The organism is Flavobacterium denitrificans DSM 15936 (genome assembly GCF_000425445.1).
Classification (GTDB): domain Bacteria; phylum Bacteroidota; class Bacteroidia; order Flavobacteriales; family Flavobacteriaceae; genus Flavobacterium; species Flavobacterium denitrificans.
Window position 1 is genome coordinate 72,281 of the sequence record NZ_KE384379.1, and the last position, 23,447, is coordinate 95,727.

Consider the following 23,447-nt stretch of genomic DNA (forward strand, 5'->3'; position numbering starts at 1 on the left):
GTTCTTTTTATAAACTTACATTTATTCCCATTGATACCACTTTAGAACGTGGAGTACCATTAATATCTACACCAGCTGTTTCCATCTCAGGATTGATACCTTTATAGTCAGAAATTAACCATATATTTTGTGCTTGAACAAATAATCTAAAGTTATCAACTCCAATTTTGTCTAACAACATTTTAGGTAAAGTATAACCTAACGAAATATTATCAAGAGAGATAAAATCACCTTTTTCAACGAAACGAGTTGTTGCACTACCATTTAAGTTAGTCGTGTTGTTAGTACTAGCATATAATCTTGGTGTCCATCCGTCTCCAGGATTATCAATACTTTGCCATCTTCCTAAAATTTCTTTTCCGTTATTATTGAAGTTTTGATTCATTAACTCTCTTCTAGTAGAGTTAAATAATTTATTTCCACCACTAAATCTAAACATAAAACCAAAATCAAGGTTTTTGTATTTCATATTAGAACTAATAGAACCATAATATTTCGGAAGTGTATTTCCTAATACTTTTTTATCAGCATTTGTTAAATTTGCTGTAGCACCTGCAGCAGAAGGATTATTAGGATCAAAAACTGAATACGTAGATCCTGGTAAATTACCTTGAACTAAGCTTCCATCAGCTTTATAGTAAACTGGGTTACCATTTGCTTTGTTAACTCCCCAGTATTGGAATCCATATAATGAATTGATAGACTCACCTTCTCTAATAATAATATTTGGAGCAATGTTTACGTCAGTTTGATAAGATCCTCCGATGATATCACCACTAGGTAAAGCAGTAACTTCATTATTTGCAAGAGTTAAGTTTCCTGAAAGATCCCAAGTAAAGTTTTGGTTATTGATTGCTTTATAAGAAACTGTAAACTCATAACCTTCGTTAAACATTTTACCAACGTTACTGTTAACTACGCTTCCTGGAATACCTAATGAAGCATCTACTGGCGCTGCTAAAACTAAACCATTGATATCGTTTTTGAAATAATCAAAAGCTAATGTCAAACGATTATTAAATAATCCTAAATCAATACCGTAATCAATTTTCTTACTTGTTTCCCATTGCAATTCTCCATTACCAAATTGAGAATAACCAATACCATTCAATGGTCCATAAGGAGAACTCAATGTTAAACCTTTAGAAGGATATGCGATTCCTCCTAATACATCAACGTTACCTACTTCAGAATACGAAGCTCTAACTTTTAAATCAGAAACTGTACCACTGATACCTTCCATGAAGCTTTCTTTTGAAACTGTCCAACCAGCTGATACCCCTGGGAAGTTATTCCATCTAACATCTTGTTCGTATTGAGAAATTCCATCACGTCTAAGAGTTCCTTGAATAAAATATTTTTCTTTATAGTTATAATTTACACGTCCTAAATAAGAAATAATTCCTTTTTCACTCATTGATCCTCCAGAATCTTTAGTAGAGTATGAGTTTGTGATCAAGTTTTTATTGTAAAAATCACTTAAGATATCTGAACCTGTACCCCAAAAGTTTTTTGTTTGAGATTTTTGATATTCAGCAACTCCAGTTACAGCTAAATTATGATCTTCAGCAAATGTATGTTTGTAATTCAAAATATTTTGCCAGTTCCATCTCAATAAATCAACATTGTCTTGCCATAAATATCCATTTCTACCAGCACCGTCTCCATGAACTGGATTCCAATATTGGAAACCTGTAGTAATTGCGTTATCAGCACTTAATTGTAATTTATAAGTGAAATCAGATGTGATTTTTGCATTTGCATAAGCACTTACCAAAGTTCTTTGAGTTTTGTTTTGGTATTTATTGTGATCTAAAACATAAATAATGTTTGTGATGTTATCACCTACTGTAGCTAAGTTATCCCATTTTCCAACTGTATTAGTTGACAATGGCATAGTTAAGTTATAACCAGTTGGGTTATTTGCATCATAAATTGGTGTATTTGGCAATTGTCTAATTGTATTAAACATGTTACCTGAAAGACCATTACTATTAATGTTCAAACCTTCTGTTTCAGTTCTAGTAACACTTAAATTAGTACCAACACTTAACCATTTGTTGATTTCTTGATCGATATTAGTTCTAATAGAATATCTAGTTAAGCTATTAGCTTTATTGATACCTTCTTGATCTGTATACCCTAAAGAAAGGTAGTATTTAGTTTTATCTGACCCTCCACTAAAAGTAAGATTGTGAGTCATTTGTGGAGCATCTCTTAAAACTGCACCTTGCCAGTCAGTATTGTAAGTACTTCCAACTGCCCATGGAGTAGCATTTATGTTTGCTCTTTTTTCATTAGAAATCACCAAGAAATCAGGAGTTTCTAATAAATCATAAGTTTTAGCAGCACTTGCAACACCAAAAACACTAGAATAATTTACTTTTAAAGTTCCTTTTTTACCACTTTTTGTCGTAATCAAAATTACTCCGTTCGCAGCTCTAGAACCATAGATAGCTGTTGAAGCACCATCTTTTAAAACATCAAAAGATTCGATATCTTCAGGATTGATATCAGCTAAACCATTTGTAGCAGACACCCCTCCAATATCACCAGAATAAATAGGCACACCATCAACAACGATTAAAGGCTCTGTCAGACCCGAAATAGAAGCAATACCTCTAATTCTGATTTTTGGAGCTCCTCCAATGATACCACTGTTTGTTGAAACTTGAACACCAGCCGCTCTACCAGCTAAAACGCCTTCGAAAGATGGAGTTACTAAGTTAGCAATGTCTTTTCCAGCAATTTTAGAAATAGACCCTGTAACTTCTTTTCTCTTCTGAACACCATAACCAACAACCACAACCTCATTCATTAATTGTGCTTCAGATTCTAGCTCAACGTTTACTGTGTTTGAAGTTCCCACAGTAACTTGCTTGTTGTTCATACCTACGTATGAAAAAACTAAAACGTCACCAGTTTTTGCTTTAATAGAATAACTTCCATCAAAATCTGTCTGAGTACTTGCCTTAGATCCTTTTACGGCAACATTTACTCCTGGAATAACACCTGTTTTATCAGATACCTTTCCAGTTACAGTTCTCTCTTGAGCGAAAGAAAACTGCATAGATAACGCTACAAGGAGCGTAAAAATCCATTTAAATTTTAATTTCATTTTAATTTATTTTGAATTAGTATGCGACAAACATCTTAATTATTTCTTAAAATAACAAACTATTTGAGCTTAAATTTCTCTAAGATTATTAACAAAAGCTTAATGCATCCCTTTAAAATATAACTAATTCCTATTTTAAATACAATTTTTCTTTCAAAAACAACAATAATTGAATTGTTTTGAAATTAAAAACGTTAAGAAATTTTAACATTTAACAAAATCAAATAGTTAAACTCATAAAAAACCTTGAAATCTTTTATCAAGTTCGTTAAATCCACGCTTTTTTTTGAACTTTTGACAAAAACAAGCACTAAATAGCACAAAACATCTGTTTTTTTTCAAGTTTTTTCAATATTTGATTTTAAATATTTTAAAAAAAATCAATTCACCACTAAAATTATTAAGAGAAAGTGTAAGAAATATGGAATTTTAGAGAAAAAAATAATGCCGAAGTCATAAAAATTCATGCTGAATTCAAGGAATTTAAACGTTTTTTACTCGCAACATCATCATTTTGTAGAAATTTTTGCAATCTTTGCGATGCAAAATGCTTAAAAAATGCTCCAAAAAAATTTCTCAGGATTTATTTTAGAAACCGGAACTGACGAAGCTGGACGTGGCTGTCTCGCCGGCCCAGTTACTGCGGCCGCTATTATTCTACCTCAAGATTTTGAAAATACAATTTTGAACGACAGTAAACAGCTGTCCGAAAAAACTAGAGCACTTTTGAGGCCAGTCATAGAACAACAGGCTGTATGTTTTGCAGTAACACATTTGTTTCCTGATGAAATTGACGAAATAAACATCCTAAATGCATCAATGAAAGGAATGCAAGAATGTATTTTAAAATTAAAACATGTCCCAGAATATATTATTGTAGATGGAAACCGTTCTATAAATGCAAAACTTGGTCTTAAAAACACTTTTGGGAAACAATTTTCTAAAGCTGAAATTGAACTTTTAAAATCTATCCCAAATCAAAGCATTATAAAAGGTGATGGAAAATTTTTAAGTATTGCCGCCGCCTCTATTTTGGCAAAAACATATCGCGATGAATATATGGACCAAATTCACGAAGAATTCCCGATGTATAATTGGAAGCAAAATAAAGGTTATCCGACTAAAGAACATCGAGAAGCCATAAAAAAATACGGAACAACAAAATACCATCGAATGAGTTTTAGACTTTTGCCTGAACAGCTGACTCTCGATTTTTTAGAATAAAAAAAGCGACCTATATATTAAGGTCGCTTTTTTTTTATTTTTTACTTTTTAAAAATTCAGCAAATTGTTTGGTGTCATAATAAAAAGGTCTGACTGCGGTAATTTTTCCATTTTTCAATTCAAAGTGCTCCGAAATAGGCATCGACATTGTTTTGCCTGATTTTTTAGCTTTACAATTTATGGTGAAATAAATAATTACTTCATTCTTCGAAGCGTCACTAAAATATGTTGGTTCCTTTTCAATTTGCAAGTCAAAGAATTCTCCTGCTTTTGCAAACATTTTATTCCACTCTGAAAAACCAACATAAGTTCCGCCATAAGGCAATCCAGTTGCTTGGGTATAAACGGCTCCCTCTTCAATCAAAGTTGCCATGATATCAAAATCTCTTGTTTTAAAAAGACATTCGTAATATTTAGCCACAACTTTAAAATTATCTGTCTCAAGATTTTTCACAACATCAGCCTCAGGCAACGTCGCATCCTTATCCCAAAAACCAATAATTTTACTTACTTGGCCTTTTCCATTCAAACGAGCAAAATCTCGTCCAGCCATTATTAGTTTACCTTTTGAATCGACAATTTTCCATTCCCATGTTACATAATTATCTTTTACGATTTTTGCGCCAGAGGTTAAAACCGCATCTGGGAATTTTTTATAAAATTCATTAATGACATTATTAAATGCTGCGGTTCCTTTTATTGAGGCGGAAGGATCTTCAAAAGTACTATCTTCTAGCCAAATTGATTTGATCATTTTTAATCTGGCATCGCTATTTTTCTCTTGCCAAACCTTTTCATAAGCAGTAATTGGATATAACTTATCTTTCTTTTGAGCAATAAGACCGTTAAGCATAAAAAGGAAACAGAATAAGTAGATTTTTCTCATAAGCAAATCAGGAATTAAAATTTTAATAGTAAGTACTCAAATTTAGCATAAATACCTTAGAGAATTACAAATATCCTATAATTTACCATCCCTTCAAAATCTTAACTTTTACGAAACCGTTTTTCATTTTTTTGAATATTTTTTTAGAGAAAAACAGCTTTCTATCTAAAATTCTAAAGGCTATTTATTTTTTTGAATGCAAACCTAGGACTTAATCTATAAAGCAAATAGAGTAATTTTACTTTTCCAATTCTTATCTCTGTCTTATTTTTAGCTATACTTTCAAGCATTTCTGAAACTGCCTTTTCAGCACTAATTGCAATTTTTGGAGGATTGCCTTTATGCCAAGGTGTATCTACCACAGGAAATAATACTTCAATAATTCCAATTTTTTCTCCTTTTAACTGCTCTCTCAAAACCTGAGTAAACGAATGTATAGCCGACTTAGCAGCGTTATAAAAGGGATAAATAATTCGAGGTGTGTAAACCAATCCTGTTGTAATATTTATAATGAAAGAATTTGGGTTCTTTATTAAAATAGGATATAAAATTTTTATTAAGCGTATTGGAGCATGTAAATTCGTCAAAAACTCTTCTTCCATTTTTTCAAGAGAAAAATGGTCTTGCATAAAATCGATGTTATAAACAATCGCCGCGTTATTAATTAAAACGTTGGTTTCAGGATGATTGACATGCAACCATTTCGCGAAATCTTCACATTCAGATGTTTTCCCAATATCACACTGGTAAATTATTAAATCGGGGAGTTGTTTTTGTGCTTTTTGAAGTTTCTCTAGCGAACGGGAACAAGTTATAACTTTGTTTCCTTTTGCTATAAATTGTCGACACATTTCGAGTCCTAAACCTGAGCTTCCGCCAGTTATAACAATTGTACTATTTAAGATTTCCATAAATTCGTTTTTAAAAAATTAGAAATCAAAAATAAATACTGGTCAAAAAATCTCCCTTGATCTATGTTAAGTCTTGTTTTTTCTCTTGAGTCGGCTGAAAGATTCAGGCTGAATTCCTAAATAAGATGCTATGATTTGTTGCGAAACACGATTTTCAATATCAGGAAATTCAGCTGTAAAAATTCCATATCTTTTTTCGGCATCTAAAAGAAGCAATTCCCTCTCTCGCTTTTCTTTAATACAAAATGCCTTTTCAAGTATTTGAACTAAAAATGTGTTCCAAAAAGGATTTTTCTCTTTGATTTCGATCCAATCTTTGTAGTCGATTTCTAAAATTTCAGCGTCTTCTAAAGCTTCAATAGAAAAATAGGAAGTTGTATTATAAATCATAGCCGAATACGAACTTATAAAATTCCCTTCGGCTATAATATTTTTAGTGAATTCGTTTCCGTTTTCGTGTGTATAAACATATCGAAATAAACCTTTTACAACAAAAGCCATCTTGCGTGGCACTTGACCTTCTCGAATAAAATAATTTGTTTTAGCTATTTTTTTATGTTCAGTAATATTCAATAATTCTTGCAATTCTTTTTCTGGAAGCCCTAAATGCTTTAAAAATGACTTTTTTTCTTCATTTTCCATACTTGATTACTTTAAAATCTTAAACAAATTCAGCTTCAAACAATTGTTTCAAATGGTTTAGGATTCTGGCTTTTACTTCTTCTTCATCAACCTTTTCAACGCCAAGTTCAACGTTTAACGAAGTAACCCCTTTTCCGCGAATACCACACGGAATAATGTTATCAAAATAGCCTAAATCGACATTTACATTTAAAGCAAATCCGTGCATGGTTACCCAGCGCGAGGCACGAACACCCATAGCACAAATTTTACGAGCAAATGGGGTTCCAACACCAAGCCAAACGCCTGTTTCGCCTTCGCTCCTGCCCGATTCCAATCCGTATTCTGCCAATGTTAGAATAATTGATTCTTCTAGCAAACGAAGGTATTTATGAATATCGGTAAAGAAGTTTTCTAAATCCAGAATTGGATAACCTACAATTTGTCCTGGCCCATGATAGGTAATATCGCCACCACGATTGATTTTATAAAAAGTCGCTCCTTTAGCTTCTAATTGTTTTTCGTTTAATAGTAAATTTTCTAAATCACCGCTTTTCCCTAAAGTATAAACGTGCGGATGTTCAACAAATAACAAGTAATTTGGAGTTGGTAAATCTAGTTCTTCTCTTCTGTTTTTTATTTTCAAATCGACTATATCTTTGAAAAGTTCTTCTTGATATTCCCAAGTCGATTTATAGTCTCTGTTGCCCAGATCCTGAAGTTGAATTTTTTTATTCATTTTGATTATTTTTCAAACTCAACATCAAAGTTAAGCTTGTCCGGATTCTCCATATAATCCGTAAAAGAGTATTGAATTGTAATAGATTTTCTGTCGTCGCTGAATAAAGCATTCGGATTAGAAACTTTTTTTATTTTTTTAGGAAAATGATATTTCACAATATAATTTGACGACGCAAAAATCATTTTTGACATATCAGCAGACGAATCATTAAGTTTTTCAGTCAATTTTTGCTGATCGATTGTAGCTTTTCTAGTAAATTTCTTTCCGTCGTATGTATAACTTAGTTTGCTTTTATTGTCGCCAAAACCGCCTCCTAACGGATTTGCATTTGCACCGCCTTCAAGTTTTTGTAAAGTGCTAGCAATTTGCAAGATATCTTGAAGTTCATTTACACTCTTAAAATCAGTTGCCAAAGTCATTAAAAACTGTTTTTTCTCGGCACTCATTTTTGTTGTAACTATAAAGTTTTCGAGTTTTTTGAGCTCTTTTTGCGTTTCTGGAGAAAGTTTTGCGATACTATCTTTTTTCTCTGCAAGTAATTGCTTGAAAGTAAAAGTGGTATCAATATCTTTTTTTGCATCGCTCCCCATTTGGCTTCCAATTTGGTCACCTGCCATTTGCATTAAAGAAGAACCGTCCATATCAACAGAAAATTTTCCAGATCCGTTATCATTGATGTAAATGTTTTCAGTAAAAGTGCAACTTGTTAGTGTCGCCAATAAGAAAAAGAAACCAAGTAATTTATTAAATTTCATCTTTGTACATTTTTTTATCAAAGATACGAAGTCTATTTTGTTTTTTTGAAGATTCGAATTATTGAAAGTCTTTCGATTCTAAAATAACTTCTAGATTTGTTATTTCAGGATTTTTTAAACAATCTGAAAGCTGAACTTCTAAGCTTAAAGATTTTTTATCAGGACCAATAATTGCTTTTTCATTTGAAACCGATTTTATTTTTTTTGGAAAGAAATATTTCAGCGTATAGGATTGTACTATTTTATACTTCGAATATATTTTTTCCCTTTCTTCCATTTCCTTTTTGTCTTTCTCAAATTTTTCTGGGTCGGTTATGGTAAAAACTCTTTTAAAAACTGTGCCGTCAAAAGTGCATTTTATTTGATAGCTTTTTCTGTGTATAGGATAGTTTTCTTTCAACGAATTTGCTAATCCAAGGCTTTCATAAATATCCGGTATTGCGTCTATTTTTTTAAAATCAAGCGATAACTTATTAAAGTTTTCCATTTGAACCGGATCGGTTTTGATATGCATTTTCACATTTGCATGTTCTGTAAACAACGCTTGATCTGCTTTATTGAACCTTACAAAAGTATCCTGATACTTGGTTATATAATCTTGAAAAGTAAAAATTGTATCTCTAAATTTCTCGTATCTGAGATCTTGTCTCCCTAACTGTGCGAAGCTGTTTTCATCGCGAAGATTATAATATTCAATATTTCCACTTCCGTCGGAATTGAGATTGATGGTTTCTGTAATTTGACAACTTGAAAAAGAAAGCAAGATTAAAAAGGCGAATATGTATTTCATTTTTTTTTTAAGAGGCTAAGGTTCTAAGCGACTAAGATACTAAGTTTTTCTTAGTTTATTTCTTACACAAATATTTGTTTACAGGCGCGACAAGGATCAACGTTCCAACCTAAACGCCTTTTGAAAACAGAAACTTCTCCTCTAGCCCCGATAGAAGTGAAAATCCTTTTATGCCGGTGTTCGGCATAAAAGATTGTAACGAATAGCGGGACAAAAGGCAATTAAAAAACCGTTTTTTCTGCTCCTTATAAAAAATAGTACTCTTTTCTAAAACTTTAGACTTTATGACTTTGCAACTTTGCGACTTAAAAACTATCTTTGCACACTTAAAAAACAGAGCACAAAATGGCATTATCAGAACAAGAAATCATTAGAAGAGAAAAACTTCAGAACTTACGCAACTTAGGAATCAATCCTTATCCGGCTAATCTTTTTCCTGTAAATCATACTTCGAAGCAGATAAAGGAGTCATTTGAAGAGGGCAAGAAGGTTATCGTTGCGGGACGTTTGATGAGTGTTCGTGATCAGGGTAAGGCTTGTTTTGCTGAGCTACAAGACAGCGAAGGGCGTATTCAATTGTACGTGAATCGTGATGTTTTATGTGAAGGTGACGATAAAACTTTATACAACCAGGTATTCAAAAAATTAACCGATTTAGGTGATTTTATTGGTATCGAAGGTGAATTGTTTACAACTCAAGTTGGTGCAAAATGTATTCGCGTGAGCGGTTTTACTTTCTTAAGCAAAACGTTGCGCCCGTTGCCTTTGCCAAAAGTTGATGAAGAAGGAAATGTTCACGACGCTTTCAATGACGCTGAATTGCGTTACAGAATGCGTTATGTAGATTTAACTGTAAATCCACAAGTTAAAGAAACTTTCATCAAACGTACAAAGTTATTTACAGCAATGCGTGGTTATTTTAACGATGCAGGATATTTGGAAGTTGATACTCCTGTTTTACAATCAATTCCTGGTGGTGCTTCGGCAAGACCATTTATTACGCACCATAACTCGCTTGATATTCCGCTTTACATGCGTATTGCGAATGAATTATACTTAAAAAGATTAATTGTTGGTGGATTTGAAGGTGTTTATGAGTTTTCTAGAAACTTCCGTAACGAAGGAATGGATAGAACGCATAATCCTGAATTTACTGCAATGGAAATATATGTAGCCTACAAGGACTACAACTGGATGATGGAATTTGCTGAAGGTTTATTGGAGCATTGTGCGATTGCTGTAAATGGAACTAGCGAAGTTACTTTTGGTGAACACAAAATTAACTTTAAAGCACCTTACGCTCGTGTAACAATGACAGATTCTATCAAACATTTTACTGATTTTGATATTTCTGGAAAAACAGAACAGGAATTGTTTGAAGCAGCAAGAGGAATGGGAATCGAGGTTGACGAAACAATGGGTAAAGGAAAATTGATTGATGAGATTTTTGGAGCAAAATGTGAAGGAAATTATATTCAACCAACTTTCATTACTGATTATCCAAAAGAAATGTCACCGCTTTGTAAAGAGCACCGCGATAATCCAGACTTGACGGAACGTTTTGAATTAATGGTTTGCGGAAAAGAAATTGCAAATGCTTATTCTGAATTAAATGACCCAATTGATCAACGTGAACGTTTTGAAGACCAAATGCGTTTGGCTGCAAAAGGTGATGATGAAGCAAACGGAATTATCGACGAAGATTTCTTGAGAGCTCTTGAGTACGGTATGCCTCCAACTTCTGGAATGGGAATTGGAATGGATCGTTTGATTATGTATTTGACTAATAACGCTTCTATTCAGGAAGTTTTATTGTTCCCGCAAATGCGCCCTGAGAAAAAGCAAGCTCAGATTGAACTTTCTGACGAAGAAAAATTCATTATTGACTTGCTTACAAAAAGTGAAAATAGAATGGATTTAACCCAGCTAAAAATTACAGCTAATTTAAGCGGTAAAAAATGGGATGCGTCTATGAAAAACTTATCTAAACACGGTTTAACTAAAGTTGTTGTTGACGGCGAGTTTAAATTTGTTGAATTGGTGGGTTAAATTCCAAAATTGAAATTCCAAATTCCAAGTTGGATTTTATAATAATTTCAAACCCGACAGGTTTTTAAAAACCTGTCGGGTTTTTTATTGCATTTTTTAAACCAAATCCAAATGTCAACCATCAAACGTCAACCGGACTGAAGTCCGGCCCTACAATATGAATCAAGCTAAAGTTCTTTCACAGTTCCGAAGGAACAAATTATATTGTAGAGCTGGACTTCAGTCCAGTTTAAATAAGATTTAAATTTGAATCATTATTTAAAACGAATACTTCTCCAATTTCTTTACTTGAATATCCAAAACCTTTGTAGTTTCTTTTGGAGCATTTCCTTTTATAACTTCTTGAACCGAAGGATTTGAAGGATATTTTCCGTTTTTCATTTTTAGAAGATGAAATTCTCCTCCACTTTCAAATATAAGATCATAAAATTTTTCTGTTGATGAAGTTGTTACAGAAATCGGGAAATCGGTTACAGAAAAACGATTGATTACACTTCCGTCATTATTCAAAATGTACCCCGAACAGCCTCCGCTTCCGCAGAAATACGAATTGGAGAAACCAACGAAATATTCATCTTTTTGATCGTTATTCAAGTCAAAAGCTTCATAATAAAAGTAGCGATCATTTTTTGTCATCGCGGGTAAATCCTTCTGCAATAAAACCTGCAATTGTTTTCGGATTAACTCTACTGTTTTATCATCTTTGTCAGAAACTTCACTTAAATCTGCCGTTCCGCCCATTGTTTTAGATAATGTATCCTGAACAATAGTTTTTATAATATTTTTTTTCTCCGTTTTATTCTGACATGAAGACAATGCCAAAATTCCGATCAGGATTAGAATTTTACTTTTCATAATTTGATTCATTAAATTAATATTTTTCTAAACTAATAATGCCGCTTTATTTTCAATATCATTTTGCTCTAAAAGCGATTTGATATTATTAAACGTAACCAATGCAATCTGCGTTAAAGCTTCGTTAGTAAAGAAAGCTTGATGCGCTGTTACCAAAACATTCGGAAAACTCATCAAACGCTGAATTGCATCATCCTGAATAATATCTGCAGAAAGATCTCTAAAGAATAGCTTTTCTTCCTGCTCGTAAACATCGATTCCCAAATAACCAATTTTCCCTTCTTTTAAACCTTCAATAACTGACGCCGTTTCAATTAATCCGCCACGGCTGGTATTGATGATCATTACGCTGTCTTTCATCAAAGAAATGGAAGCCGAATTAATAACATGCTTTGTCTGCTCGTTTAAGGGACAATGAAGTGAAATAATATCGCTTGATTTGAAAATTTCCTCTAAACTCACAAAAGAAACGCCTTCTTTTTTCATGTCCTCATTTTCAACAATATCATAAGCCAGCACTTTACAGCCAAAACCTAATGCGATTTTTGAAAATGCTTTCCCGATATTTCCCGTCCCGATAATTCCAATTGTTTTTCCGAATAAATCAAAACCTAATAATCCGTTTAAAGAGAAATTTTGCTCACGAACCCTATTGTATGCTTTGTGTGTTTTTCGGTTTAAAGTCAAAATCATTGCCATAGCATGTTCCGCAACTGCCTGTGGCGAATATGCGGGAACGCGGCAGACTTTTAAATTGTATTTTTTAGCTGCTTCTAAATCGACATTGTTAAATCCAGCACAACGCAAAGCAATAATTTTTACATTTTTCTCTGCTAATTGTTTTATAACTGATTCGTTTACAATATCATTTACAAATACACAAACAATTTCGCATTCTTCAATTAATACAACGGTCTGTGGATTCAGTTGCGTTTCAAAAAAATCCAATTGAAAACCAAAATCAGCATTGTATTTATTGAAAAAAGTTTTGTCGTATGGCTGCGTTGAAAAAAAGGCTATTTTACTTGATGTGGTATTTGTGCTCATAAAAATTTATACTAAACGTTGATTCATTAAAAATACGCAATTATTTCTATACTATTACTCTTATAGGAAACGTTTTAATAGATTATATATCAATTTGTTAAACAAAACATAATTCTTTTAAAGAAATTAAACCTAATTAATTTCAAAAAGTCTAATCGATATAACAATTAAAAAAACTTAATCATGAAAAAATTAATTATCGCCGCAATGTTATTTGTCGGAGTAGCCTCTTTTGCGCAAGACATGGCTCAAAAACCAGCTCGTGACCAAAGAGAAAGAATGACGCCAGAACAGCGAAATGAAAAACAGCTGAAAAAACTAACTTCTGAATTGACCTTAGATGCTAATCAACAAGCGCAAGTAAAACAGCTTTTGGCAGACCGAAGCGCTAAAGCAGAAAAACTGAGAGAAGCGCGTCAAGCAAATAGAGACAGCAACACAAAACCAACTGCTGCCGAAAGAGAAGCTTTCAAAAAAGAAATGTTGGCTGAAAAAGATGCAAACGACGCTAAAATGAAATCAATTTTGAATGCTGACCAATACACCAAATGGAAAAAAATCCAGGAAGAAAACAAAGACAAGGCAAGAGAAAAAATGAGAGAATACAAAAATGAAAGCAACTAAATTGTTTTCATAAAAAAAGAGGCTTTAAAAGCCTCTTTTTTGTTTTATAAATCTCTTATTTAATTGGATTTAAAATCAAATCAATTCGTTTGATGCAATCCTCATAATGGTATTTTGTTTCTGTATTTACAGCTGTCGCCTTTGCTGCTGTTAATGATTTTTTCAAAGTACTTAATTCACCACGAACCAAAGCTCTTAAATCTGATTGTGCTACATTGTAGTAGGCTCCAAATCGATCATTAGGTTTAAGTTCTTCAGTCATTAAATAGCCCATTCTGTCAATGTAAGCTCTCTGCAGATTTCTGCGGTAAATAGTAACATTTGATGCTGTTGCTGTTTCTTTCCAAATTCCTTTGCGAAGGTCTTTGAAGAAATCCAACGCCTTATAAGTATCTGCACCCAAAATTTCATTATCCATCAATCTTCCAATGCGAGGCAAACTCAACAAATTGTTTAAATGCCTAACCTGAATGCTTCTGAAAGTTTCTGTGTAGCCAGCGTATTCCGTATTTTTTAATGTATTGATATTGACAATCCAAGTTGGCGACGCAAAAGCATTTGCTTGAAGCCAGTTCATTGCATCAATTTGCTGTGCTTTTGGAACTACTTCGTAAACATTTCCAGGCTGATTTGGATTTTTTGTGTTTTCATAAACACCTCCAACATTCGTTACAACATGTCCAACATATCTTCCCCAAACATCTAGCATTTCTTTGTATAATTCGCTTAAGTCATCATAATCGTTTGTTGCTTTGCTCGTCCACTCACTCAAATGATTTGCTACATATTCCAGATTTTTCATTCCATATGTACTGGCTTTCATTGAATTATTTCCAATGTCCTCTGTTTGAGAAGAAGGATCAAACGTACTGCTTTGTTTTCCGAATTTATAAATTGGATTTCCTGCTTTATCTAAAATCCATTTATCTAAAGTCGCTTTTTCCGCTTCAGGCGATTTTGCATTTGGAATTACTCTATACCCCCAATTCAACGCATAATGATCATAAGCTCCCATTTTTCGAATAAAACGAATATTTTGATCGCCAGGTTGCGCAATATAATTATAGCGAGCATAATCCATGATACTTGCAGAGATGCCGTTTTTCTGCGTAAAATCACCATTTCTGTAGCTTTCACAATCATATGACGAACTTGCGCCCATATTATGCGGAAAACCTAATGCATGGCCGACTTCGTGCGCAATAACCATTCGCATCATTTCGCCCATTTCTTCATCGCTTGTTTGCAACGTTCTCGCTGACGGATTTGCAGCTCCAGTTTCAAGCAAATATCTGTTTCTGTACGAACGTAAATGATTGTGATACCAAATTACATCACTCTCGATAATTTCACCCGTTCTAGGGTCAGAAACGCTTGGTCCAACTGCATTTCTTGTTGTACTTGCCACATAACGAATCACAGAATAACGAATATCTTCCGGACTAAAATCAGGATCTTCTTCTTTTGTTGGTGCGTCTTTTGCGATAATCGCATTTTTAAATCCGGCAGTTTCAAAAGGTTTTTGCCATTCCTCAATTCCTTGTTTGATATATTTTTTCAATTTTGCCGGAGTTGCAGGATCTAAATAATATACAATCGGTTTTATTGGTTCAACCAATTCTCCTCTTGCATAAGCTTCCGGATCTTTTGGTTCCAATCTCCATCGTCTAATATAGGTTTTAAGATCCGATTTTAATTCATTGCTGCCATAATCATATTGACTAACCGTAAACCAACCTACGCGCGGATCTGCTAATCGTGGTTGCATTGGCACTTCTGGCAATAAAATCATCGATTGATTCATCTGAATGCTGATTGATTCTGTATCTTCCAACATTGATGGTTTTGAAGCATTATAAGTCATATCTTGAATGACTTCTATGTTCATCGGAAAACTTTTAATTTTATTAATGAAACTTCTAGAATCATCCAACCCTTTTACTTTGTACGTTTCACGCATTTCTGCCGAAATTCCACTAATTGCCTTCACATCTGTACTGTAAAATTTAGTCACATCAATTACAGTATTAGCCGAATCTTTGCTGAAAGCTACAATATCGAAGGCAAATAATGTAGGGTCATAATTGTTTGATTTTACCGAAATACTGATGGGCAAAGTATCATTTGCAACCGAGTTATATGATTTTGATTTGATTAAAATCTTATCTTGAAAACGCTGCCACACAACTAATTGTTCATTCGTTTCAGACCCAGCGTTTACATAACCTCCGCCTAAGTTTGAAGGCAGTTTTGCTAATCTGCTTACAAGCAGCATATCTTTATCTAAATATTTGTTTGGGATTTCGAAGTAGTATTTTTTATCTACTTTGTGAACAGTGAAAAGTCCTTCATCTGAAACAGCATCTTTTGTAATTACTTTGCTGTATTCTTTAATCGTAGATTCTGATTTTTTCTCCGGAGGAGCAACTGGAGTTTCGTCCTTTTTCTTTTTCGACTGGGCAAATTGATTTGCTGGAAATAGCATGAATGTAGCTATTGCAGATAAAATCAAAAATTTCTTCATTTATTGCAGGTTTAATGGTTATTTGATAAACAAAAATAATTTTTGATTACAATAACACACGAAAAATACCCTTCATTAACTTTTTATTAACTACAAAATAAGGATAATAATCATAAAAAAGTCCGCTCTTTGGAAAAGGCGGACTTTAATTTATTTCTATTTTAATTTCTAAAATTAAAATGTTTTTGAAACTTTATCAATTGCATTGATTGTAAAATCTAAATCTTCATATGTTAAAGCATCAGTGATAAACCAAGTTTCGTATGCCGATGGCGCAATATAAACGCCTTCCTGCAACAATCCGTGGAAGAATTTCTTGAAAGTTTCATTATCTCCTTTTGCTGCAGTTTGGAAATCTGTAACTGGATTTGCGTCAAAATGAACGGAAATCATTGAACCTACTCTATTGATGGTAAAAACAACATTGTTTGCTTTTAAAACCCTATCGATTCCAGCTTCTAAATAAGCTGTTTTCTCCTCTAAACGAGTAAAGATTTCCTTGTCAGAATCAAGTGCTTTCAACATGGCCAATCCAGCTGCCATAGCCAACGGATTTCCAGATAATGTTCCTGCTTGATAAACTGGACCTAGTGGTGCTAAATAATTCATGATTTCTTCACGTGCTGCAAAAGCACCAACCGGAAGTCCTCCTCCAATTACTTTTCCGAAAGTCACGATATCAGCATCAATGCCGTATAATTCTTGAACACCACCACGAGCCAAACGGAAACCAGTCATTACCTCATCAAAAATCAATAAAATTCCGTTTGCTGTACACAATTCTCTTAAACCTTCCAAGAAACCTTTTGCAGGCGGAATACAACCCATATTTCCTGCAACTGCTTCAATAATAATTGCTGCAATTTCTCCTTTATTTGCTTCGATTAACGTTTTTACGTTTTCTAAATCATTGTATTTAGCCAATAAAGTATCTTTTGCAGTTCCTTCTGTAACGCCTGGACTATTTGGTGAACCAAAAGTTACAGCGCCACTTCCTGCCTGAATCAAAAACGAATCTGAATGTCCGTGATAACAACCTGCAAATTTGATGATTTTATCTCTTTTTGTAAATCCTCTTGCAAGTCGAATCGCGCTCATACAAGCTTCTGTTCCCGAATTTACAAAACGAATTTTATCGATATTTGGAACCATAGAAACCGCCAAAGCAGCGATCTCTGTTTCCAATTCTGTTGGCATTCCAAATGAAGTTCCAAGTTTAGCTTTTTCAACTACAGCATCCACAACTGGCTCGTACGCATGACCTAAAACCATTGGCCCCCATGAGTTGATATAATCAATTAATTTATTTCCGTCTTCATCATACAAATAAGCACCTTTAGCACTTTTTACAAAAATCGGAGTTCCGCCAACTGCTTTAAACGCTCTTACTGGTGAATTTACTCCTCCTGGAATTACTTTTTCTGCTTCAGCAAAAAGCTGACTACTTCTTTTATATAACATTTTTCTATTTTAGATTTTTGAGTTTAGATTTTAGATTTAAATTATCGACTTAAACCTTGATCCCTTACAAACTCATTGAAATATTTTTGTTCTATTTGTTCTTCTTTGGTAAGTTCTTGAATTGTCAAATCTGATTGCCCTATTGGCGAAAAAAATCTCCATTTCCAAGTTGGTCTATGTTTTATGAAAAAGTGTTTTTCTGGAAACTCATCGTGGCGATAAACACCGCAAAAAAGTCTGATAGTTAAAACTACGACAGAAATAAAAATTACAATTGAAATTTTCTTCTTCATTATTTACTGAAAACTGAGACTGAGACTGAGACTGAACACTTATTTAACCTTCAACTTCTGTCCAATTGAAATCGCATTATCCGTCAAATTATTTTTTTGTTTTAAATCATCGACCAATAAATTGAATTTTTTTGAAATTGAATATAGTGTATCTCCTTTTTGAACTTCATATAAATTAGGATCGTTGGAGTCCAAATTTATCTTTGGATCAGAATTCACATTATAAGATGATTTTTTTGTTGGAGCTGTTTTATTAATTGCAACATAATTTTTCCCTGTAATCTGACAATCATATTGATGCAAATTATAACGTTCAATATAGCTTATCAATTTATCTGGATAATTAGGATCTGTAGCATAACCACAAGCTCTCAGTCCTTTTGCCCAAGCTTTATAATCGTCTTTTTCATAAGTAAACAAAGATTCATATCTCTTTTTCCCAACCAAAAATAGTGCGTGATCTCTATAAGATTCTGATGCGTGAGGATATTTCCTAAAACATTCTTGAGCCGAATCATCGTCGTGGCGTACACTCTCTCCCAACCAATCTTTATGGCATTTTATTCCGAAATGATTATTAGCTTCAAGCGCCAAATCTCCTTTTCCTGCGCCAGATTCTAAAATTCCTTGCGCCAAAATAATACTCGCGGGAATTCCATAAGTTTTCATATTTCCCATTGCAATATCTTTAAATTGAAAGATATAATTATTGATTAAATCACTAGTTACAACGGTTTTTGAAGTAGACTGAATAACCTCAGTTGTATTATTTGTAGAAGGATAATTTTTACCTATTGGTTTAGCCACCGGGCTTTTTTTAACCGAAGCTGTTTTGGCTTGAGTGGCTGCCACTTTTTTAGTCGTCGCTATAACAGGCTTGCTAGATGAGCAGCTTGCTAAGACTAATATTACGAGAAGTAATATACTTTTTTTAATCATTGGTTATGAGTGTTGGTAATTTTTTCTGCTTCAACTTTATATTCATGCCGCTAATGCCCTGCAATCCGCCGGTGTGAATAAGTAAAATTTTTGAATGTGCAGGAAAATAATTTTTGTTGATTAAATCTATAACGCCAAAAACCATTTTTCCTGTATAAATTGGATCTAAGGGCACTTTATTTTCTTCAAAAAAAGCATTGATAAATTCAATTAATTCTAAATTTATTTTGCCATAACCTCCAAAATGATAGTCAGAAACTAATTCCCAGTTATCTTTTTTTGCAAAAATACGAATTTCATCGTTTAAAAAATCACCTTTTAATGCCGGAAAACCTAAAATTTTCTGATTAGGCAATGCACTATTTATTAATCCTGAAATTGTTCCGCCGGTTCCTACAGCGCAACAAACATAATCAAAAACCGAATCTTCTTCTGTTAAAATTTCTTCACACCCTTTTACAGCGAGTTCATTTGTACCGCCTTCAGGAACTAAATAAAAATCACCAAACTTAGTTTTCAGTTTTTCTATAAAAGATTCTTCACTTTTTAAACGATACTCTTCTCTCGAGACAAATTCAAATTCCATTCCGTTTTCCTGAGCAAATTTTAAAGTCGGATTTTCTTCAATTTTATCCAAAAGCTCATCGCCTCGAATAATTCCAATAGTTTTAAATCCTTGTTCTTTTCCTGCAAAAGCAACCGCCGCAATATGGTTAGAAAATGCTCCTCCAAAAGTCAAAAGTGTGTTTTTATTTTCGGCTTTCGCCTGAAGCAAATTATATTTCAGTTTTCTAAATTTATTTCCCGAAACAAACGGATGAATGAGATCTTCTCGTTTTATTGTCAGAGAGATAGCATTGGAAAAATTAATATTGATATGTTGATTGAAAACTGGATTCATTTTTTTAAGTTGAAAGTCGAAAGTGATAATTCATTATTATTTTTTAAAGCTTATCGCTTTTTATATAATGTAAAAACTGAAAAAATGATCGATTTTTCAAATAATTCATGTCGGTTTCTTTCGCGTAAGCTTCTCTTTCAAAACTTATATTTCGATAGGCCAAAGCGCCGTTTTTGTATTGAATGAAACGAATGAGATATTCTAAAAAATACCAAACAAAAAACGGAAGTATTAAAAGTTCTAATTGTTGTCTCAAATGAATTTTTTCATGATTTACAAAAACTCCATTTGTTTTGTCAAAATCATATTTCACCAATACAAACGGAAATACAGCCATTCCTCGATATCCTTTCGGAATTAAATATTTGGCAACAATCAGAAACATTGGCTGTAAAATTTATAAATTTGTAGCTATAAAATTATTCGATTTCAATAAATTCATAATCAAATATTTTTATTTTTGATTTTTAAAGTTATCGAAAACGAACGCAAAGCAGGTTTATGAAAGAGCAAAGTAATGAAAATAAATTAATCGAAGGCGAAGATTTTTACTATACGCCCGAAGGTTACAAATGCTTTACTGAAAAACATCATTTAAAAAGAGGTTATTGCTGTAAAAGCGGTTGCCGTCATTGCCCGTACGGATTTGATAAACGAACAGGGGAAATTAAAAAAATGAGATAATTTGAAAATATGTCAATTAGATAATTCCAAAATCTACAATCAACAATCTAAAATATTATATGGATATCCATTCAAGAAAATTCAGGATTAAGATCCACAAATCCTATCATAGGTCGGATATCCGTTATCCTTAGTTTTTTTATTTAGAAAATGTGTCAATGTGACAATGAGTCGATTTGAAAATGAGAATTATTTCAGATCAATTTACATTGACAGGGATTTCGCTCCTATGGAGCTTTTACCAACTGACCGTATTGTTTTCTACAAATATTACGCCTTTCCAATGCTGAAAAAATAAATCCGTTAGGATTGTAATATTTATAGAAATAAAATTTATCGGTCAGAATTTAAGTCCTAGCGGGACGAAATAATCTAAAAAAACAAAAAATTAATCTGTTGTTAATCTAACCGCAATATCTTAGCATCTTAGATCCTCAGCACCTTAGAATCTTAAAAAAAATGACTTTCAAAGAACAAATACAGCAAGGAATTCCTTCAATATTACCTCAAAGAAAAGAATACGATCCAGCAATTAATCACGCTCCAAAACGAAAAGAAATTCTTTCGGCAGAAGAGAAAAAACTGGCTTTAAAAAATGCTTTGCGCTATTTTGAACCAAAACATCACGCTGAATTAATTCAGGAATTTTCAGAAGAATTAGAAACTTACGGTCGTATTTATATGTACCGTCTTCGTCCGGATTACAGAATGTATGCAAGACCAATCGACGAATATCCGGGAAAATCTCTACAGGCAAAAGCCATTATGCACATGATTCAGAATAATTTGGATTATGCTGTAGCGCAACATCCGCATGAATTGATTACTTATGGAGGAAACGGAGCGGTTTTCCAAAACTGGGCGCAATATTTATTGACGATGCAATATTTGTCTGAAATGACAGATGAGCAGACTTTAACCATGTATTCTGGACATCCGATGGGATTATTTCCTTCACATTCTGAAGCTCCAAGAGTTGTCGTGACAAACGGAATGGTAATCCCGAATTATTCTAAACCGGACGATTGGGAAAAAATGAATGCTTTAGGCGTTTCGCAATACGGACAAATGACTGCGGGAAGTTACATGTACATTGGTCCACAAGGAATTGTGCACGGAACTACAATTACAGTTTTAAATGGTTTCAGAAAAATAAAACAAAATCCTGAAGGAAGTTTATTCGTTACTTCCGGACTTGGAGGAATGTCAGGCGCACAGCCAAAAGCAGGAAATATTGCGGGATGTATTACGGTCTGCGCCGAAGTGAATCCGAAAATCACTAAAATTCGTCATGAGCAAGGATGGATTAATGAAATTGTAACTTCAACTGAAGAATTGGTTCAGAGAGTTACTTTGGCGAAAGCCAATAAGGAAACGGTTTCTATCGCTTATTTGGGAAATGTGGTTGACGTTTGGGAATGTTTCGATAAAGAAAACATCAAAATTGATTTAGGTTCAGATCAGACTTCGCTTCACAATCCTTGGGCTGGTGGCTATTATCCTGTCGGAATTTCTTTTGAGGAAGCGAATGAAATGATGGCAAATAATCCGGAATTATTCAAAGAAAAAGTTCAGGAATCATTGCGCAGACAAGCTTTGGCAATAAATAAACACACTGCAAAAGGAACTTACTTTTTCGATTACGGAAATGCCTTTTTATTAGAAGCTTCTCGTGCGGGCGCCGATGTAATGGCCGAAAATAATATCGATTTTAAGTATCCAAGCTACGTTCAGGACATTATGGGCCCAATGTGTTTTGATTACGGTTTTGGTCCTTTCAGATGGGTTTGTGTTTCAGGAAAACCGGAAGATCTTCAAAAAACGGATGCAATTGCTTCGAAGATTTTAGAAGAAATGGCAAAAACAGCTCCAAATGAAATTCAGCAACAAATGCAGGACAACATTAAATGGATAAAAGGTGCACAAGAAAATAAATTAGTTGTGGGTTCTCAGGCAAGGATTCTTTACGCTGATGCGGAAGGAAGAATTAAAATTGCTGAAGCATTCAACCAAGCCATTGCAAAAGGCGAAATTGGAGCCGTTGTTTTAGGACGCGATCATCATGACGTTTCAGGAACAGATTCGCCTTATAGAGAAACCTCAAACATTTATGATGGATCTCGTTTTACTGCTGATATGGCGATTCATAACGTAATTGGAGACAGCTTTAGAGGCGCAACTTGGGTATCAATTCACAATGGCGGCGGCGTTGGCTGGGGCGAGGTTATAAATGGCGGATTTGGTATGGTTCTTGATGGCTCTAAAGAAGCTTCAAAACGTTTAGCATCAATGCTTTTTTGGGATGTTAATAACGGAATTTCAAGAAGAAGCTGGGCTCGAAATGATGAAGCAATTTTTGCGATAAAAAGAGCAATGCAAGTGGAGCCTTTACTAAAAGTAACTTTACCTAATATAGTTGACGAAACGCTATTTTAGTCAAAAGTTCTCTTTTTTAAAACGAGAACATTTAATTTTTAAACATATGAAAACATTCAAATTAGTACCGATTTTTCTGCTTTTAATGCTTTTAGCTTCTTGCGACACGGTAAGTGTTTATTCTGACTATGATAAAAATGTCGATTTTGCGCCCTATAAAACTTATGCTTATTTTAAGCCCGGAATTGACAAGGTCGAAATTTCTGATTTGGATAAAAGACGTATTCTTCATGCGATCGACGATCAAATGCAAGCTAAAGGTTTTACAAAAAGCGAAAACCCAGATTTGTTAATCAATATATTTACTAAATCGAGAGAACAGCTTAGCGTAAATCAATTTAGCGCTGGATGGGGTTACGGCTGGGGATACGGATGGAATCCTTACATGATGTACGGAGGAACAACAACAGTTTCTAGCTCTACTGAAGGAACTTTGTTTATTGATTTAATCGACGCGAAAAAGAAAGAAATGATTTGGCAAGGTGAAGGCGTTGGAACATTGACTAAAAACGTTGATAAAAAAGATGCTAAAATTACAGAATTCGTAAGCAAAATTTTAGCACAATATCCGCCAGTTAAAAAATAGT

21 protein-coding genes are annotated in these 23,447 nt (G+C 33.6%); 6 read left to right on the forward strand and 15 right to left on the reverse strand.

Going from position 1 to position 23,447, the window contains the following annotated elements; genetic code table 11:
• Nucleotides 1-7: 7 nt before the first annotated feature.
• Nucleotides 8-3,118 carry a SusC/RagA family TonB-linked outer membrane protein gene (locus tag H600_RS0119950; protein ID WP_026730445.1) on the reverse strand — a complete coding sequence of 1,037 codons (3,111 nt, stop codon included), beginning with the start codon at nucleotides 3,116-3,118 and terminating at the stop codon, nucleotides 8-10.
• 558 nt (nucleotides 3,119-3,676) lie between these two features.
• Here H600_RS0119950 and H600_RS0119960 point away from each other — a divergent pair.
• Nucleotides 3,677-4,342 (forward strand): ribonuclease HII, encoded by a 666-nt coding sequence (locus H600_RS0119960; protein ID WP_026730446.1) that lies wholly within the window; start codon nucleotides 3,677-3,679, stop codon nucleotides 4,340-4,342.
• Between the two features lie 34 nt (nucleotides 4,343-4,376).
• Here H600_RS0119960 and H600_RS0119965 read toward each other — a convergent pair whose 3' ends face one another.
• The 6 genes from H600_RS0119965 to H600_RS0119990 form a co-directional block, all read right to left on the reverse strand.
• Nucleotides 4,377-5,228 (reverse strand): nuclear transport factor 2 family protein, encoded by an 852-nt coding sequence (locus H600_RS0119965; RefSeq protein ID WP_084157410.1) that lies wholly within the window; start codon nucleotides 5,226-5,228, stop codon nucleotides 4,377-4,379.
• A gap of 173 nt (nucleotides 5,229-5,401) precedes the next feature.
• Entirely contained in the window at nucleotides 5,402-6,139 is a 738-nt protein-coding gene (locus H600_RS0119970) for an SDR family oxidoreductase (protein ID WP_026730448.1), read from the reverse strand.
• A 66-nt stretch (nucleotides 6,140-6,205) separates the two neighbouring features.
• The gene (locus tag H600_RS0119975; RefSeq protein ID WP_026730449.1) at nucleotides 6,206-6,781 is read right to left on the reverse strand and encodes a Crp/Fnr family transcriptional regulator; all 576 of its coding nucleotides are present in this window, start codon (nucleotides 6,779-6,781) and stop codon (nucleotides 6,206-6,208) included.
• Between the two features lie 19 nt (nucleotides 6,782-6,800).
• On the reverse strand, nucleotides 6,801-7,499 hold the full coding sequence (lipB, locus tag H600_RS0119980) for a lipoyl(octanoyl) transferase LipB (protein ID WP_026730450.1): 699 nt from the start codon (nucleotides 7,497-7,499) through the stop codon (nucleotides 6,801-6,803).
• Between the two features lie 5 nt (nucleotides 7,500-7,504).
• Nucleotides 7,505-8,257 (reverse strand): hypothetical protein, encoded by a 753-nt coding sequence (locus H600_RS0119985; RefSeq protein WP_026730451.1) that lies wholly within the window; start codon nucleotides 8,255-8,257, stop codon nucleotides 7,505-7,507.
• A 58-nt stretch (nucleotides 8,258-8,315) separates the two neighbouring features.
• Entirely contained in the window at nucleotides 8,316-9,047 is a 732-nt protein-coding gene (locus tag H600_RS0119990; protein WP_026730452.1) for a hypothetical protein, read from the reverse strand.
• A gap of 345 nt (nucleotides 9,048-9,392) precedes the next feature.
• Here H600_RS0119990 and lysS point away from each other — a divergent pair, with 345 nt between their 5' ends.
• Nucleotides 9,393-11,096 (forward strand): lysine--tRNA ligase, encoded by a 1,704-nt coding sequence (gene lysS, locus H600_RS0119995; RefSeq protein ID WP_026730453.1) that lies wholly within the window; start codon nucleotides 9,393-9,395, stop codon nucleotides 11,094-11,096.
• 258 nt (nucleotides 11,097-11,354) lie between these two features.
• On the opposite strand, the gene H600_RS0120000 is transcribed toward lysS, so the two are convergent.
• Both H600_RS0120000 and H600_RS0120005 read right to left on the reverse strand, forming a co-directional pair.
• Nucleotides 11,355-11,951 carry a hypothetical protein gene (locus H600_RS0120000; RefSeq protein WP_026730454.1) on the reverse strand — a complete coding sequence of 199 codons (597 nt, stop codon included), beginning with the start codon at nucleotides 11,949-11,951 and terminating at the stop codon, nucleotides 11,355-11,357.
• Between the two features lie 27 nt (nucleotides 11,952-11,978).
• Entirely contained in the window at nucleotides 11,979-12,998 is a 1,020-nt protein-coding gene (locus tag H600_RS0120005; RefSeq protein ID WP_026730455.1) for a 2-hydroxyacid dehydrogenase, read from the reverse strand.
• Between the two features lie 183 nt (nucleotides 12,999-13,181).
• On the opposite strand from H600_RS0120005, the gene H600_RS0120010 reads away from it, so the two are divergent.
• Complete coding sequence (locus tag H600_RS0120010) at nucleotides 13,182-13,622, forward strand: hypothetical protein (RefSeq protein WP_026730456.1); 441 nt, start codon at nucleotides 13,182-13,184, stop codon at nucleotides 13,620-13,622.
• A gap of 55 nt (nucleotides 13,623-13,677) precedes the next feature.
• Here H600_RS0120010 and H600_RS0120015 read toward each other — a convergent pair whose 3' ends face one another.
• The 6 genes from H600_RS0120015 to H600_RS0120040 all read right to left on the reverse strand — a co-directional run bounded on the left by H600_RS0120015 (nucleotide 13,678) and on the right by H600_RS0120040 (nucleotide 20,125).
• Complete coding sequence (locus H600_RS0120015) at nucleotides 13,678-16,146, reverse strand: zinc-dependent metalloprotease (protein WP_026730457.1); 2,469 nt, start codon at nucleotides 16,144-16,146, stop codon at nucleotides 13,678-13,680.
• Nucleotides 16,147-16,320: 174 nt separating this feature from the next.
• Entirely contained in the window at nucleotides 16,321-17,607 is a 1,287-nt protein-coding gene (gene hemL, locus H600_RS0120020; protein WP_026730458.1) for a glutamate-1-semialdehyde 2,1-aminomutase, read from the reverse strand.
• 41 nt (nucleotides 17,608-17,648) lie between these two features.
• On the reverse strand, nucleotides 17,649-17,900 hold the full coding sequence (locus tag H600_RS0120025) for a hypothetical protein (protein WP_026730459.1): 252 nt from the start codon (nucleotides 17,898-17,900) through the stop codon (nucleotides 17,649-17,651).
• Between the two features lie 39 nt (nucleotides 17,901-17,939).
• Entirely contained in the window at nucleotides 17,940-18,839 is a 900-nt protein-coding gene (locus H600_RS0120030) for a glucosaminidase domain-containing protein (protein WP_026730460.1), read from the reverse strand.
• The gene (locus H600_RS0120035; protein ID WP_026730461.1) at nucleotides 18,832-19,740 is read right to left on the reverse strand and encodes a 1-aminocyclopropane-1-carboxylate deaminase/D-cysteine desulfhydrase; all 909 of its coding nucleotides are present in this window, start codon (nucleotides 19,738-19,740) and stop codon (nucleotides 18,832-18,834) included. The genes H600_RS0120030 and H600_RS0120035 overlap by 8 nt, the downstream gene beginning before the upstream one ends.
• A gap of 43 nt (nucleotides 19,741-19,783) precedes the next feature.
• Entirely contained in the window at nucleotides 19,784-20,125 is a 342-nt protein-coding gene (locus tag H600_RS0120040) for a hypothetical protein (RefSeq protein WP_026730462.1), read from the reverse strand.
• A gap of 116 nt (nucleotides 20,126-20,241) precedes the next feature.
• Between H600_RS0120040 and H600_RS0120045 the strand changes: the two genes are divergently transcribed.
• The 3 genes from H600_RS0120045 to H600_RS0120055 all read left to right on the forward strand — a co-directional run bounded on the left by H600_RS0120045 (nucleotide 20,242) and on the right by H600_RS0120055 (nucleotide 23,446).
• A complete protein-coding gene (locus tag H600_RS0120045) occupies nucleotides 20,242-20,424 on the forward strand; it encodes a C1orf53 family protein (RefSeq protein ID WP_026730463.1) in 183 nt (60 codons plus the stop codon).
• A gap of 459 nt (nucleotides 20,425-20,883) precedes the next feature.
• Nucleotides 20,884-22,860, forward strand: coding sequence for a urocanate hydratase (locus H600_RS0120050; protein ID WP_026730464.1), 1,977 nt, complete (start codon nucleotides 20,884-20,886; stop codon nucleotides 22,858-22,860).
• A gap of 46 nt (nucleotides 22,861-22,906) precedes the next feature.
• On the forward strand, nucleotides 22,907-23,446 hold the full coding sequence (locus H600_RS0120055) for a DUF4136 domain-containing protein (protein ID WP_026730465.1): 540 nt from the start codon (nucleotides 22,907-22,909) through the stop codon (nucleotides 23,444-23,446).
• Nucleotide 23,447: the final 1 nt, after the last annotated feature.

Coding starts and splice junctions, on each gene's coding strand:
- H600_RS0119950 (WP_026730445.1), bottom strand. CDS start 3,118: ATGAAATTAAAATTTAAATGGATTTTTACGCTCCTTGTAGCGTTATCT.
- H600_RS0119960 (WP_026730446.1), top strand. CDS start 3,677: ATGCTCCAAAAAAATTTCTCAGGATTTATTTTAGAAACCGGAACTGAC.
- H600_RS0119965 (WP_084157410.1), bottom strand. CDS start 5,228: ATGAGAAAAATCTACTTATTCTGTTTCCTTTTTATGCTTAACGGTCTT.
- H600_RS0119970 (WP_026730448.1), bottom strand. CDS start 6,139: ATGGAAATCTTAAATAGTACAATTGTTATAACTGGCGGAAGCTCAGGT.
- H600_RS0119975 (WP_026730449.1), bottom strand. CDS start 6,781: ATGGAAAATGAAGAAAAAAAGTCATTTTTAAAGCATTTAGGGCTTCCA.
- lipB (WP_026730450.1), bottom strand. CDS start 7,499: ATGAATAAAAAAATTCAACTTCAGGATCTGGGCAACAGAGACTATAAA.
- H600_RS0119985 (WP_026730451.1), bottom strand. CDS start 8,257: ATGAAATTTAATAAATTACTTGGTTTCTTTTTCTTATTGGCGACACTA.
- H600_RS0119990 (WP_026730452.1), bottom strand. CDS start 9,047: ATGAAATACATATTCGCCTTTTTAATCTTGCTTTCTTTTTCAAGTTGT.
- lysS (WP_026730453.1), top strand. CDS start 9,393: ATGGCATTATCAGAACAAGAAATCATTAGAAGAGAAAAACTTCAGAAC.
- H600_RS0120000 (WP_026730454.1), bottom strand. CDS start 11,951: ATGAAAAGTAAAATTCTAATCCTGATCGGAATTTTGGCATTGTCTTCA.
- H600_RS0120005 (WP_026730455.1), bottom strand. CDS start 12,998: ATGAGCACAAATACCACATCAAGTAAAATAGCCTTTTTTTCAACGCAG.
- H600_RS0120010 (WP_026730456.1), top strand. CDS start 13,182: ATGAAAAAATTAATTATCGCCGCAATGTTATTTGTCGGAGTAGCCTCT.
- H600_RS0120015 (WP_026730457.1), bottom strand. CDS start 16,146: ATGAAGAAATTTTTGATTTTATCTGCAATAGCTACATTCATGCTATTT.
- hemL (WP_026730458.1), bottom strand. CDS start 17,607: ATGTTATATAAAAGAAGTAGTCAGCTTTTTGCTGAAGCAGAAAAAGTA.
- H600_RS0120025 (WP_026730459.1), bottom strand. CDS start 17,900: ATGAAGAAGAAAATTTCAATTGTAATTTTTATTTCTGTCGTAGTTTTA.
- H600_RS0120030 (WP_026730460.1), bottom strand. CDS start 18,839: ATGATTAAAAAAAGTATATTACTTCTCGTAATATTAGTCTTAGCAAGC.
- H600_RS0120035 (WP_026730461.1), bottom strand. CDS start 19,740: ATGAATCCAGTTTTCAATCAACATATCAATATTAATTTTTCCAATGCT.
- H600_RS0120040 (WP_026730462.1), bottom strand. CDS start 20,125: ATGTTTCTGATTGTTGCCAAATATTTAATTCCGAAAGGATATCGAGGA.
- H600_RS0120045 (WP_026730463.1), top strand. CDS start 20,242: ATGAAAGAGCAAAGTAATGAAAATAAATTAATCGAAGGCGAAGATTTT.
- H600_RS0120050 (WP_026730464.1), top strand. CDS start 20,884: ATGACTTTCAAAGAACAAATACAGCAAGGAATTCCTTCAATATTACCT.
- H600_RS0120055 (WP_026730465.1), top strand. CDS start 22,907: ATGAAAACATTCAAATTAGTACCGATTTTTCTGCTTTTAATGCTTTTA.